Raw genomic sequence first — 13,301 nt, 5'->3', positions numbered from 1 at the left:
ACGCAATAAACGGATCATTACCATATATAGTCTATTTTATGGTATGATAGCTATCGTGTTTTAGCGCTATTTCCCGTAATCCCTTATGAAATATGATGTATCAGGAGGTAACACCATTGTCTTCAACGAATACCGAATCGGTCGCTGCTCCGCTTAAACAGCTTCCCATGCTGCTCTTCAGGCAGCTGAGGCCAAAGCAATGGACCAAAAACCTGCTCATATTTGCAGCCCCCCTCTTCTCTTTTGAAGTGGTAAATCCCGGCGTGCTCTTCGACACCCTGATCGGTTTTTTTCTGTTGTCCTTCGTGTCCGGCTGCGTCTACATTGTGAACGATTATGCCGATCGCGAAGCGGATCGCAATCATCCGGTGAAAAAATACCGACCGATGGCCTCGGGAGCTCTTCCTCCTAAGCTGGCTATTGGATTCGGCGCGCTGCTGCTGGTCGCTTCGCTGGTCATATCTTATTTGCTCAATCCGCTGTTTACCGTATTATTGGTGCTCTATTTTGCCATGAACGTAGCTTATTCCTTCCGTCTGAAGCATATTGTCATCATAGACATCATGATTATCGCGGCCGGGTTTGTGCTGCGCGCCATTGCCGGCGGACTGGTCATACACGTCCCGTTCACGCCATGGTTTCTTCTCTGTACGATGCTGTTATCGCTCTTCCTGGCGATCGGCAAGAGACGACATGAGCTTCATCTGCTGCAGCATGACAAAGGCTCTCACCGCAAGGTGCTCGATCAATATTCGTTCGATCTGTTGGACCAGATGAGCAGCATTGTCACCACAGCAACCATCATCAGTTATTCGCTGTTTACCTTTACGTCCGGCAGAACCGTTCATCTCATGTGGACCATACCGCTCGTTATTTACGGAATGTTCCGCTATCTTTATCTGATTCACATCGAGAAAAAAGGCGGGGCTCCGGACCGTGTGCTCCTGGAGGACGCTCACATCCTGGTCACCGTGATCCTTTATGTCATCAGCGTTGTCGGAATTTTGGTATACTTTGAATAATACAGAATCGGTAAATTGAGGGAAATGATATGAATCAAAAATTCGCAATCTTTGACATCGACAAAACGGTCATCCATACGGACTCCATGTTTCAATTTTTAAAGTATGGCATACGAAAAAAACCGTCCACGGCCCCCGTCATTCTGAAAGTCGTGCTTCACTCCGTGCTGTACAAGCTCCGTCTTCTGGGAGCAGAAAAAGCAAAGAGCGCTTATTTTCATGCGATGCGCCATATGAATGATGCCGACCTGAAGCATTTTTACGAAACGGAATTGAAACCTGCGATCTTCCCGGCTGCGCTGAAGGAAATGCAGCGTAAAAAAAACGAGGACTATCATGTGCTTCTTGTAACCGCGTCCCCCGATGCTTACATGAGATACTTTGAAGAGCTTCCTTGTGTCGACAAGGTAATCGCTACCAAGCTCTCCGTACGGGACGGACGCTTTACATCGATGATCGAAGGGAACAATTGTAAGGGGGAGGAAAAAGTGAACCGGATTCAGCAGTACTTGAACGAGCGGCAATTGACCATTGACTATGCAGCTTCCTGCGCTTACTCCGACTCCTTGTCCGACCTCCCGATGTTCGGGCTCGTCAAACATAAATATTTGATCAATCATAAATCCGCTCAGGGATGCGAGGGATTAACATGGAACAGATAAAAGCGCGGAGCGCCCCGCGCCACTTGGGCAAGCTGTTCATGGTCTTATCGGCTTTTTTGACGGCTACCGGCCAGCTGTTCTGGAAATGGGGACACGCCAACTTGCTCTACATGGGAATCGGCTTTATCTGTTACGGCCTCGGGGCCATACTCATGATCAAATCATTTTCATTGGAGAAGCTGTCCGTTGCTTATCCCCTAATGTGCATCAGCTATATTGTGGCTCTGTTTTATGGTGATTTTTTTCTGGATGAACCGTTAACCCTGCAAAAACTGGCAGCCGTAGCCCTGCTTGGAATCGGGGTGACCTTAACGTCCTATGAAAAATGACGGGTTCCTGTACTTGCTCCTGCTCCTGATGACTTTGCTCGGCTCGCTGGGCAGTGTATTCTTCAAAGGGTACACCGCAAACAAACAAATCAAGCTGCTGCTGATCGGTTTTCTTAGTTACGGATTGGGAGCCTTGTTAAACATCTACCTTCTGGGTGAGCTTCCCTATACGCTGGTTATGCCTGCCAATGCACTGACGTTCCTGTGGGCCTTGTTGTTTGCCAAATGGGTATTCAAGGAAACCATCGGGATCCGCAAGATTGCCGGCGTCGCTTTTATTCTTTCCGGATTGCTTCTGCTGATCTGGTAAGCGAACACAGCTTAAGCCTATTCACGGTACATATATAATGGAAAGATTGGTGGAGCGAAAAACATGACTTTTTTCAGTTATTTATTCCGACATAAAAAAGATAATTACACGGCGCTCGGCCTAAGTATCTGTCTTGCTCTGTGGTATGTGTTCATGAACCTTCCGTTCGTGACCTATATCAAGGATCATGCAGCCGAGTTGATGCCGCACAGCCCGTTCTATGGCGCGCCTTTCACATTGAATCTGTTCAACTTCGATCCTTCCATGGAATATGGACCGGAGAATGTCTCGATCATCCATCCGTTCATTAATTTCCTGACCAGTCCGTTAACGACGATGATCGGGAGCACGAACCTCCCTTATCTTCTGATTCAATCGGTCTTGAATGCCTTTAGCGCTGCGCTGGTCTACTATATCGTCCGAAGAAGCGGAGCCGGCTGGCTGTTGTCCTTCGTAACGGCGGCTTTCTTCGGTATTAGCTCTTATACGCTGTTCACGGCGTTCATACCGGATTCCTATGCTTATGCGCAGTTCATGATCATCTTATCAGCCGCTTACTTGCACTATTGCCGGCTTACGAATCGATATGCCGTCATACCGAATGCCTCCCTGGCCCTGATTAATTTCGGCATCACGTCTACGAATGTGGCAACGTTCGCAGGTGCGCTCCTGATCAGCCTGTTCGATCGACGCTGGAAGGATGCCTTTAAACGGTTCATTCTCATTATGCTGGTTTTTCTGGGAATGGTGATTATCGTAACCTTGCTTCAACACTTACTGTTCTCAGGTAAGTCATGGATCGCCAACGTGTTTTCAAGCGTACAGAACGGTGCGCTCAGCTATGTTTCTCCCTTTTCCCTTGAGCACCATTCCCGGGTCTTCTACATGCTGTTTGTAAGCCCGATCCTGTCGCCGGAGCTTGCCATGATTGATCCGGGGATCGCGGCATTCGTGACGAATTTGGCCAAGCCGTATCCGATTCATGTCCATATCGTCGGGATCGGAATGCTTATTCTTGCGATTCTGTCCTTCATGAAGGGCATCCGCTCCCGCGATACCTGGGCATATGCCATCTATATCCTGTTCGCGATTCTGCTGCACATCATCGTTGGGTTCGGCTTGGCTACTTACAATTACGATCTGTACTTGTACGCAGGACATTATCTGTTTGCCGTGTTTGTGCTTGCAGCACTGTTTATTGCCAAAACGAAGAACCTCCGGATTCGACAAGCTCTGACCGGCATTATGATTCTGTTCCTGCTGATCACCATAGTGAACAATATGGTATTGCACGGGCAGACGCTGGAATATATTCAGATGACTTATGACACGGTGTTCAAGGATATCGGGAAATAAACCTTTATCCTAAAATAAAGACCCGTCCCCTGAAGCATGGCCCAGTACCATGCCTCAGAAGGACGGGTCTTTCGTATTAACTCTCCAGATGCTGCACGTTATACAGTCTGGCATAACTTCCATCCAGATTCATCAGCTCGCCGTGCGTTCCCTGCTCTGTAATTCTGCCATTCTCCAGCACAACGATTTGATCGGCGTGCGTAATCGTAGACAGGCGATGGGCCACGATCAATGTGGTGCGATTGTTGGACAGGGATTGCAGTGCCTGCTGTATCAGATGCTCGGATTCCAAATCCAGCGCCGACGTCGCTTCATCCAGCACCAGAATGTCCGGATCCTTGAGGAAGACGCGAGCGATCGCCAGTCTCTGCTTCTGTCCGCCAGAGAGCTTGACGCCGCGTTCACCCACTTCCGTCTCATAGCCTTGCGGCAGCTGGGTAATGAAATCATGCGCATTGGCAGCTTTGGCAGCAGCGACGATTCTCTCTTCATCCGCCTCCGGATTGCCGAACAGAATATTCTCACGGACAGTGCCGCTGAATAGGAAGTTGTCCTGCAGGACCATGCCCACCGATCCGCGCAGGCTGTCCAGCGTCAAATCTCTGACGTCGTGACCGTTAATCTTCACCGCGCCCTGCTCTACATCATAGAATCTCGGAATCAGTCCGATCAGAGACGATTTACCGCCGCCGCTCATGCCGACAAACGCAACCGTCTGCCCCTGCCGAATGGTTAAGTTTATATCTTGAAGCACCCAACCGGCAGCGTCGTTGTATTTGAAGGAGACACGGTCGAATTCGATCTGTCCCGCTGTTTTAAGCGTTTTGGCATCCGGACGGTCCACAATGTCATACGGCTCGTCCATGAGCTCCTTGACCCGCTCCAGCGACGCTGAAGCCTGCGTTAGCACCGTTGACGAATTGATCAGACGGCGAAGGGGCGCATACAGCCTGTCGAGATAACCAAAGAAGGCAACAAACGTACCTAATGTCAGATCTCCCTGGATCACCCGGTATCCCCCATAACCGATAACCAGAATAGGCGCAATATCGGTGAGCGTGTTGATAATGGAAAAGGTGAGCGCATTCCAGCGGGTCTGGGCCATCGCTTTTTTCAGGAAATTGCCGTTGATCCCTTCGAATTTCTTCTGGTCGTAACGCTCCAGAGTAAAACTGCGGATAACCGAGATCCCCTGAATCCGTTCATGCAGATACGCCTGGATGCCGGCGAGAGCCTGCGACCGGTCCTTAGTCAGACGTTTAAGCCGCTTATACAACAAATTCACCGCTAGTCCATATAGAGGAAGAATCGAGATGGCAACCAGCGTCAAGACGGGATTCATGAAGAACATAACAATTAATACGAACAGTAGTGTAAACATATCCAGCCAGATGTTCATCATACCGACTTCCACCAGGTTCTTGGATTGCTCCACGTCATTGATAAAGCGCGATATCGCCTCGCCTACCTTGGTATTCTGATAGTAACGGAGGGATAACCGCTGCAGATGGGCATATAACCGGTTACGCATATCGAATAAAATACGGCTGGTAATGAATTGGGCAAAATACTGCCGCAAGTATTCCACCGGACCACGCACGACGACAAACAGCACCAGCGTCCCGGCAAGAATCCACATCAGATCCTGAATCTTCTGTTCGATCGTCATCTGCTGGTTGATCAGCAGATCATCCACGACATATTTCATGATCATGGGCAGCAATAACGGGATTGCAAATTTGATCATGCCGATAATAAGGGTCAGAATGATCCACTTCATGTATGGCTTAACAAACGGATAATAGATTTTCCATGATTTCAAAGGTGATTTAAGCCCCTTTCTTAGATTATAGAATTTACGAGTTTTCTGCGAGGCTGAATCCATTCAATAATCGCAAGAAAAATACCATTAACCCGCGGACTGTCTTCTGTGAAAGTACGTCGAAGGACGTTATTGTTAAGTAAGATCCACGCGGTAGTTAGGCGAAGAGCAGTTGACATTTATGAACTTCAATGCTTTATTAGTTCTAAACTTATGAATTGTATCATGTCTTGCAGGAGGATTTAGTCATGACCAGAATTTTCGTGACGGAGGCCGTCATGCTGGCTATTTACGGTCAGCTGTTAGTTCCGCCGAAACCCGTCGAGTACATCATTCCGTACACAACTATTTTGGAATTATATGAGCTTCATACCACCGAAGAACATCTCATGAATAGCAGTGCTGATGACCAGCACGTCAAGATAAAAATCGGCGAATTGATTTCCTATTTTGAAGAGCCGCTGAACAAAAAGAAAATTGAACGTGCCCTGCAGGTTCCCTGGTCCAAGAGTCCTACCATTCCCGTTAGTGAAACTACCCGGGTCTCGGTCATGAACACCATGGACACCGCACCTTACGGGGAATCCTTTGATCCTGTGGAAACCGAGCTGCTGCTGGCATCCCAAAGAGCGGAGGCCCCCATACTGACTGATCAATACGAATTGATTCAGCGTATCGTCGAAAGCGCTCTTCCCGTTCAGGTATATGATATCGATGATTTTGACTTCGCATTGGAGGTCCCGCTGTCCGGGCAGCCATAATGATCATATGTACGCACCTTCGCATGGCAAAAGGAGTCCCTTCCCCCGGTTTTGAATGGGCAGGGACTCCTCATGTTGACCGAAAAAATTCCCCTTGCGGGGAATTTAAAGCGTATAAAACTGCCACCACTAACTTGGCCTCAGCTGTTCTTTTTAATCTTGTCCAGCAAGCGGACCGTGATCGCATCCATTGCGGGCAATGCTTGAAAATCAAAATATTTAAGAGATACTTCCGTATTAGGGGACAAATGAATGGCACTGTGCAGACCGGTTGCCTCGTACACACCTATCACATAATACACTTCATCTCCACCAATTTGCTTCTTCATATACTCCGGACCCGATACAAGATCCAAGAGTCGCATATCATCCGCTGTCAGGCCGCTCTCCTCCCACAGCTCTCTGGACGCTGTGTCTTCAAGAGCTTCGCCGGGCTTCAGGGTTCCGATGGGAAGTCCCCACTCGTCCTTGTTCTGCCGTTTCAGGAGCAGAATCTCTCCATTATCGTTCAGCACAAGCACCGCCGCTTTCACGCGAACCACCGAACGTTTGCCGATGTATTGGCGAATATCACGGTGATATACGCTCATCTTGGGAACCTCCTTTCCCTAGATGGCGCTGCAGTCTCTCATCAGGTTAATTTACTGCGCCCTCTTCTTCATAAATATACGAAATGTCATCCAAGGATTCCTCATATTTCACGCGTAGCGTATATCCCTTCAAATACCACAGATCCTGTTCTTCCATAAAAAATGTTACCTCTTCGGAACGCTCCGTCAGTCCCGCTTCTCTTGGTTCTTCTACCGAAATACCGAGCGAAAAGCCGGGATGGAGGCCTCCGCCTGAGCTATATCGTGGAAAGAAGCGAACGAACGTGCCTGCCTGAAGGTCAAGTTCCTTCTTGTACCAACGTGCCGCCTGATCGCTGACTTGAATTTGCATGTGTCGTACACCCTCCTTAGACGTCATAATATGTTGACCCCTATCTGTTAGATGACCGGAGATCTTAGGGACGGTATCCATATTTAGTTGCAATATTATCATAACGCATACGTACGTTAGGATACAAATCATTTTGATAATAAAATAGTGACATAAGGTTCTAACCTACCTCCACTCTCGAATATCTTGCGAATGATCCTGAAAAATAAGTTTGACACATTCCAGTTCATGGTGATAAAATTCAGTCCATACGAGATCGATTTGAATAAAATGTAAATTACGAAGAAAGGGTGAGTGACATGTTGAAACTGTTTGCGATGGATCAAGATCATCTTGATCATCATTTCCTACAATTAAATATGGATCGACTCCCCAATGGTGCTGTCTCATCATCAAGCCTCGTTCATTCGTTGCCAGAATGATCTGAACGAAGCTGCTAACCGTTGCACGGAAGTCAGGATCACCGTGCGTATGATAAGTTCAAAATTAATGAAGCATATCGTCCGTCGTCGGATGATGTGCTTTTTTTGGTTTTTGCGGATGATATGATGCCAGAACGACCTACGAAAGGAAGGGATAATGTGTTTGCCGTACTTAAAAATTTAGGCTGGTTTTTCAAGCAAGAAAAAAAGCGTTACTTGATCGGCCTTGCGCTCCTCATCTTTTGCGGACTGGTTGAGCTACTGCCGCCGCTTCTGCTCGGAAACGCCATTGACGATATCGTCAGCAGTTCCATAACGTGGGCTTCCCTCGTTCAATACCTGCTCATGATTCTCGGCATCGTTGCAGTCGTATACTGCGCCACTTACATATGGATGCACCGTTTATTTGGAGGAGCGAACCTCGTGGAACGCCTGCTCCGTACCCGGTACATGAACCATTTGCTGCGGATGCTTCCGCCGTTTTTCGAACGCAACCGCACCGGAGACCTCATGGCAAAAGCCACGAATGATCTTCGCTCCGTGGCAGCAACTGCCGGCTTCGGGATGCTCGTCATGACCGACTCTACCATATACCTGATTGTCGTCCTCTTCGCCATGGGCTTCATTGTCAGCTGGCAGCTGACGCTGGCGGCTATTCTGCCCATGCCGATCATTGCCATTGGCATGGTCATTTACGGAAGAGCCATTCATAAGCGCTACACACTGGCGCAGGATGCCTTCGGAGACATGAACGATCAGGTTCTGGAGTCGGTAGCCGGCGTGCGCGTTGTCCGCGCATATGTACAAGAACGCGCCGATCAGCAGCGATTCCAGGACATTACGGATGACGTATATCGCAAAAATCTGGCGGTTGCCAAAGTGGATGCCTTATTCGAGCCGACCATCAATTTCTCCATCGGTCTCAGCTACGTCATCGGTCTAACCTACGGGGTGTACCTCGTGTTCCAGAATCAAATCACGCTCGGAGATCTCGTATCGTTCAACATGTACCTCGGGATGATGATTTGGCCGATGTTCGCCATCGGAGAATTGATTAACATTATGCAGCGCGGAAACGCTTCACTGGATCGGGTCAATGACACCTTAAAGACCCCTCCGGATGTTACCGACGCCGCGAACCCTGTAGACGTGAAGGTTCCGGATACGATTCAATTCAAGGATGTCACTTTCCGTTATCCGACCTCTACGATAGATAATTTGAAAAATATTAGCTTTACACTGGAAAAAGGCCAGACGCTCGGCGTCGTAGGACGCACGGGCAGCGGTAAATCGACGCTGCTGAAGCAGCTTCTCCATGAGTACCCTACCGGAACCGGCGAAATCCTTATTTCCGACATCCCCATGAAGATGCTGGCTACCGACCAGCTTCACAGCTGGATCGGATACGTTCCCCAGGAGCAGATTTTGTTCTCCAAGACGGTGCGTCAGAATATCCAATTCGGCAAAAAGGATGCCAGCGACGAACTCATTATGGATGCCATTACAACTGCCGCCTTCGACCGCGATCTGGTTACCCTGTCCGATGGCCTGGATACCATTGTCGGCGAAAAAGGAGTGGCGTTATCGGGCGGACAAAAACAAAGGGTCTCATTGGCCCGAGCTTTTATCGGCGACCCTGAAATCTTAATTTTGGACGATTCCTTGTCCGCTGTGGATGCCCGGACGGAAGCCAGAATCATCGATAATATCCGGAGCAAACGCGCCGGCAAAACGACGCTGATCTCCACGCACCGACTCTCGGCCGTTCAGCATGCCGATATCATCGTAGTGCTGGAGGACGGTCGAATCACGGAGCAGGGAACCCATGATGAACTGCTGGAGCTCGGCGGCTGGTACCGCGAGCAATTCGAACGCCAGCAGGTAGAAAACAATCTGACCTCCGAGGAGGTGTCTTAATTGACTCCAAACGATACAACCATCTCGAATGAATCCGGAATTGCCAAACGGCTGTTCCGCTATGCCTTAACGGCCAAGGGCACCTTCATTACCGCCTTGATTCTGCTGGCCATCGGTGTTGCCGCAGAGCTTGCTGGGCCCTTCATCGCAAAAACGATGATCGACGAGCATATCCTGGGCATCGAGCGTCCCTATTATGAGACGACGAAGGCCCAAGGTGCTGCATCCTATAATGGAACTTATTATAAACGTGAGGATCGCTTTCAAGAAGGAGAAACGCGAGGACAGGAAGTACGCCTCGTCCAGGCTGGCCGCAGCTTCTATTTCATTGATGAGCCGGTAATCCGAACGGAAGGAAATCGTTCCTTCCAGGACGGTGTATTGACGATTTCCTATGCATCGGAAGAATTCCAATATCCGGCCGTCAAATTAACCAAAGAACAGCTGTTTGAATTTTATAAACCCGAGCTGCCCAGCATTTACAAGCTCGTCGGCCTGTTCCTGATCTGTCTGCTGATCTCCATGATTACGGTATTCGGCAGAACCTACTGGCTGCAATCGGCAGCCAATCGGGTCATTCAGAAGCTGCGTACCGATGTTTATGCTCATATTCAGCGGCTGCCCGTCAACTTCTTTGATAATTTACCGGCAGGCAAAGTTGTTTCCCGGGTAACCAATGATACCGAAGCGGTAAAGGACCTGTTTGTTGCGGTATTATCCAACTTCAGCTCTGGTGCCGTATATATCACGGGTGTCTATGTCGCCTTGTTCCTTCTGGACGTTAGATTGGGCTTAATCAGTTTGTTTGTTATTCCAATGCTGATTGTATGGACCATCCTGTACCGTAAATTCGCGACCAAATACAATACGGTCATCCGCTCCCGGCTGAGCGAGATCAACGCCATCATTAATGAATCCATTCAGGGCATGGCCATCATACGTGTATTCCGCCGCCAAAAAGCGACCCAAGAAGAATTCGAAGCCCTGAATGCGGACTATATGGCCCATCAGAACAAAATGCTCAATCTGAACTCCTTCACCACGCACAATCTGGTGAATGTGCTGCGCAACGTATCCTTTGTGGTCGTTCTTTGGTATTTCGGTTCGGCATCATTGAACGGTGCCGGCATCGTATCGATCGGCGTCCTCTACGCCTTCGTTGATCTGCTTGGCCGCATGTTCCAGCCGATTACGGGCATGGTCAACCAGCTGGCCGCGCTCGATACCTCCATCGTCTCCGCCAAACGGGTATTCGAGCTGATGGATGAAACGGGCGAAAAAGTAACGGACGGCAGCATGCCGCGATATTTAGGAAATGTGGAGTTTCAGAATGTCTCCTTCGCATACAAGAAAGACTATGTGCTAAAAGACATTACATTTGAAGCGAAGCAGGGCCAAACCGTGGCGCTTGTCGGTCATACCGGCTCCGGCAAAAGTTCCATCATCAATCTGCTGTTCCGTTTCTATGACCCGCAGAAAGGCACGATTACCATTGATGGGCAGCCCGTTACCGATATTCCGAAGCAATGGCTCCGCAAGCATATGGGCATCGTGCTGCAAGACCCGTACCTGTTCACCGGCACGATTGCTTCGAATGTCAGCCTCGGTGACCCTGGGATCACGCGGGAACAGGTGGAGCAGGCGCTTCGCGACGTCGGGGCCGACCGACTGCTCGCTCATCTTCCGCAAGGCTTTGATGAGCCGGTACTAGAGAAAGGCAGCACGCTGTCCGCCGGACAGCGCCAGTTAATCTCCTTTGCCCGTGCTTTGGCGTTCAACCCGGCCATACTGATTCTCGACGAAGCCACCGCTAACATCGATACGGAGACGGAAGCCTTAATCCAGGAAGCCCTGGAGGTACTGAAGCGTGGGCGCACGACCTTTATCATCGCTCACCGCCTATCCACGATTCGCAGCGCCGATCAGATTTTGGTCCTTCACCGCGGAGAAATTGTGGAGCAGGGTTCCCATGACGAGTTGATGGCCCTGGGCGGAAGGTACTTTAAAATGTACCAGCTCCAGCAGGGCAGCACGGCTTCGATTCCAGAGACTAAGGAAACGGTGCTTGCCACCTCCAGCAGCAAGCTGGCCGGTGGTCATGTGTAGTTCCTGCTTCGTTATACAGATGTAGGATTAAACAAGAAGGCTGTCCCCCTGTCGAATGTAACATTCGCTTGGGAACAGCCTTCTTTTTAACATGGCATGCTGGCGGCATATTGCAAGAATTACTTTGTCGAATCGAGAGTACCTTCTGTACCTTCTGCCTTGACCGTGATTTTGGTGTACTTGGAAGGCACGAGCACGTCATCGGAAGATTTCGAGATGACTTGCGGGTACATTTTGTCCGGATCGGGTTGAAGAACTTTGTAGTAGATCACGGCTTCGGTATCGCTAACATAGTCGACCGAAGTAATTTTAATGCCGTACCCCGTATTCGGCAGGTCTTCCTTGGTTACCGTAACTTTGTTCTGCGTTTCATCCACCTTAACAACTTTTGTACTTACATCCGGTTCAGATTGTCCCGGCTCCTGGGGTATCATGTTCTTCTGATGCTCCTCAATGAATCGGATCGATTGGTACGCAAGCTCTGCCGCTTCTATTCGCGTTAAATTCTTTGTCGGGTGGAACTTGGCGTTAGCGTCGAGCTCAGCAATCTTGGTTAACAGCAGGAATTGCACCGCTCCCCGGCTCTTCTCTTTCATCAGATCCTCGTCGGCTACATGCAGATACATCATCACCACGGGATAATTCCCGGTCTTCTGAATCGCTTCCGAGAGCAATGTCGCGAACCCTTCACGCGTTATCGGCTCATTCCATTTCATGTCTGCGGATACGGACAATCCGTTCTGAGCCGCTATATTCACAGCATCAGCAAACCAGGCATCCTTCGGCACACTGTCAAACGAACGGCCCGTAGAGTTCGGTTGTACCTTCAGGTCGGCGACATTCACAATCATCTGCACCGCTTGGGCAGTCGTTATTGTTTTGGCTGGAGCGAATTTGTCGGCGTTAATCCCTTGGATTATACCTTTCGCTTGCAGCTCCTTCACCATTTGCAAAGGCTTCCCCTCTTGAACATCCTGGAAAGCAGAGGCGGCGCCGGCACCAAGCAATGACGAAGTAACAAGCATTGCAGTTAACAATTTCGTAGTTTTTTTCATAATTACACCTCCTATTCTTTCTGACGCAGAGGTGCTGGAATATGTTTCATCTCAGCCTTATTTTCTTTTACACGCTTTTTTCGCTGTCCAGGCCAAGCTTTACATACATTTCGCGGGAATAGCCCTGCAGTTTCTGCTCCAGCGCTTGGGCTTGGTCTTTAAAAGCGGTCAGCTCCCGAATCATTCGGGATCGGCCGGCCGGGCTGAATGTCTCATGAATCCGCTCTTTGAAATAATCATGAACGATATAATTGCGCTGCTTCCAGACCTCTTTTAATTGATGCGTTTCTTCTTCGGAGAATGGAAAGTAATGCTGGATCTCGTGTACCAATTGGCCCAGAGAGCTGCTTAGTTTCCGCTGATATAATTGGGTGAAATCTTCTTCTGAAGGCACATTCCCCTGGGAAAGCTTGATCAGCATCAACAGATTCGCCAGCTGCTGCTCAAGCGCCTGTGAATAATACACCGCTAATCCGAAATAGGCAAACAGCTCTTTGGAGTGGTCGCTGTCCATCAGTCGAGATTGTTTCATGGTATCCTCCTCTAGTATTGGCTGTCTTTACCGTTTCTATTGTGTATATCCTTATGGTAAAGGAA

13 protein-coding genes are annotated in these 13,301 nt (G+C 49.2%); 8 read left to right on the top strand and 5 right to left on the bottom strand.

The window, feature by feature from the left end; genetic code table 11:
* Nucleotides 1-95 precede the first annotated feature (95 nt).
* The 5 genes from DP091_RS13110 to DP091_RS13090 all read left to right on the top strand — a co-directional run bounded on the left by DP091_RS13110 (nt 96) and on the right by DP091_RS13090 (nt 3,679).
* A complete protein-coding gene (locus DP091_RS13110) occupies nt 96-1,022 on the top strand; it encodes a decaprenyl-phosphate phosphoribosyltransferase (protein ID WP_181469801.1) in 927 nt (308 codons plus the stop codon).
* 29 nt (nt 1,023-1,051) lie between these two features.
* Nucleotides 1,052-1,684, top strand: a complete 633-nt coding sequence (locus tag DP091_RS13105) for an HAD family hydrolase (protein WP_113058709.1) — start codon at nt 1,052-1,054, stop codon at nt 1,682-1,684.
* Nucleotides 1,672-2,013, top strand: coding sequence for an EamA family transporter (locus DP091_RS13100; protein ID WP_113058708.1), 342 nt, complete (start codon nt 1,672-1,674; stop codon nt 2,011-2,013). Before DP091_RS13105 ends, DP091_RS13100 begins: the two co-directional genes overlap by 13 nt.
* Nucleotides 2,003-2,323, top strand: a complete 321-nt coding sequence (locus DP091_RS13095) for an EamA family transporter (RefSeq protein ID WP_113058707.1) — start codon at nt 2,003-2,005, stop codon at nt 2,321-2,323. The genes DP091_RS13100 and DP091_RS13095 overlap by 11 nt, the downstream gene beginning before the upstream one ends.
* Nucleotides 2,324-2,386: 63 nt before the next feature.
* Complete coding sequence (locus DP091_RS13090; RefSeq protein ID WP_113058706.1) at nt 2,387-3,679, top strand: DUF6080 domain-containing protein; 1,293 nt, start codon at nt 2,387-2,389, stop codon at nt 3,677-3,679.
* A 76-nt stretch (nt 3,680-3,755) separates the two neighbouring features.
* On the opposite strand, the gene DP091_RS13085 is transcribed toward DP091_RS13090, so the two are convergent.
* Nucleotides 3,756-5,501, bottom strand: coding sequence for an ABC transporter ATP-binding protein (locus tag DP091_RS13085; protein WP_113058705.1), 1,746 nt, complete (start codon nt 5,499-5,501; stop codon nt 3,756-3,758).
* Between the two features lie 248 nt (nt 5,502-5,749).
* Here DP091_RS13085 and DP091_RS13080 point away from each other — a divergent pair, with 248 nt between their 5' ends.
* On the top strand, nt 5,750-6,262 hold the full coding sequence (locus tag DP091_RS13080; RefSeq protein WP_113058704.1) for an ADP-heptose synthase: 513 nt from the start codon (nt 5,750-5,752) through the stop codon (nt 6,260-6,262).
* A gap of 140 nt (nt 6,263-6,402) precedes the next feature.
* Here DP091_RS13080 and DP091_RS13075 read toward each other — a convergent pair whose 3' ends face one another.
* Together DP091_RS13075 and DP091_RS13070 are read right to left on the bottom strand one after the other, a co-directional pair.
* A complete protein-coding gene (locus tag DP091_RS13075) occupies nt 6,403-6,852 on the bottom strand; it encodes an NUDIX domain-containing protein (RefSeq protein ID WP_113058703.1) in 450 nt (149 codons plus the stop codon).
* Between the two features lie 46 nt (nt 6,853-6,898).
* Complete coding sequence (locus tag DP091_RS13070; RefSeq protein WP_100537990.1) at nt 6,899-7,204, bottom strand: HesB/YadR/YfhF family protein; 306 nt, start codon at nt 7,202-7,204, stop codon at nt 6,899-6,901.
* Nucleotides 7,205-7,785: 581 nt separating this feature from the next.
* Between DP091_RS13070 and DP091_RS13065 the strand changes: the two genes are divergently transcribed.
* Nucleotides 7,786-9,543 carry an ABC transporter ATP-binding protein gene (locus DP091_RS13065; protein ID WP_113058863.1) on the top strand — a complete coding sequence of 586 codons (1,758 nt, stop codon included), beginning with the start codon at nt 7,786-7,788 and terminating at the stop codon, nt 9,541-9,543.
* A complete protein-coding gene (locus tag DP091_RS13060) occupies nt 9,544-11,649 on the top strand; it encodes an ABC transporter ATP-binding protein (protein ID WP_113058702.1) in 2,106 nt (701 codons plus the stop codon). It abuts the gene before it with no gap.
* A gap of 119 nt (nt 11,650-11,768) precedes the next feature.
* Here DP091_RS13060 and DP091_RS13055 read toward each other — a convergent pair whose 3' ends face one another.
* Complete coding sequence (locus DP091_RS13055; protein WP_113058701.1) at nt 11,769-12,704, bottom strand: protease complex subunit PrcB family protein; 936 nt, start codon at nt 12,702-12,704, stop codon at nt 11,769-11,771.
* 67 nt (nt 12,705-12,771) lie between these two features.
* Nucleotides 12,772-13,236 carry a hypothetical protein gene (locus tag DP091_RS13050; RefSeq protein ID WP_113058700.1) on the bottom strand — a complete coding sequence of 155 codons (465 nt, stop codon included), beginning with the start codon at nt 13,234-13,236 and terminating at the stop codon, nt 12,772-12,774.
* Nucleotides 13,237-13,301: the final 65 nt, after the last annotated feature.

It is taken from the genome of Paenibacillus sp. MDMC362, from assembly GCF_003269305.1.
GTDB lineage: Bacteria > Bacillota > Bacilli > Paenibacillales > Paenibacillaceae > Paenibacillus_AQ.
Note: the sequence above shows the minus strand (reverse complement) of the source record. Positions and strands in the feature narration are given on the sequence as shown.

Coding starts and splice junctions, on each gene's coding strand:
- DP091_RS13110 (WP_181469801.1), top strand. CDS start 96: ATGTATCAGGAGGTAACACCATTGTCTTCAACGAATACCGAATCGGTC.
- DP091_RS13105 (WP_113058709.1), top strand. CDS start 1,052: ATGAATCAAAAATTCGCAATCTTTGACATCGACAAAACGGTCATCCAT.
- DP091_RS13100 (WP_113058708.1), top strand. CDS start 1,672: ATGGAACAGATAAAAGCGCGGAGCGCCCCGCGCCACTTGGGCAAGCTG.
- DP091_RS13095 (WP_113058707.1), top strand. CDS start 2,003: ATGAAAAATGACGGGTTCCTGTACTTGCTCCTGCTCCTGATGACTTTG.
- DP091_RS13090 (WP_113058706.1), top strand. CDS start 2,387: ATGACTTTTTTCAGTTATTTATTCCGACATAAAAAAGATAATTACACG.
- DP091_RS13080 (WP_113058704.1), top strand. CDS start 5,750: ATGACCAGAATTTTCGTGACGGAGGCCGTCATGCTGGCTATTTACGGT.
- DP091_RS13075 (WP_113058703.1), bottom strand. CDS start 6,852: ATGAGCGTATATCACCGTGATATTCGCCAATACATCGGCAAACGTTCG.
- DP091_RS13070 (WP_100537990.1), bottom strand. CDS start 7,204: ATGCAAATTCAAGTCAGCGATCAGGCGGCACGTTGGTACAAGAAGGAA.
- DP091_RS13055 (WP_113058701.1), bottom strand. CDS start 12,704: ATGAAAAAAACTACGAAATTGTTAACTGCAATGCTTGTTACTTCGTCA.
- DP091_RS13050 (WP_113058700.1), bottom strand. CDS start 13,236: ATGAAACAATCTCGACTGATGGACAGCGACCACTCCAAAGAGCTGTTT.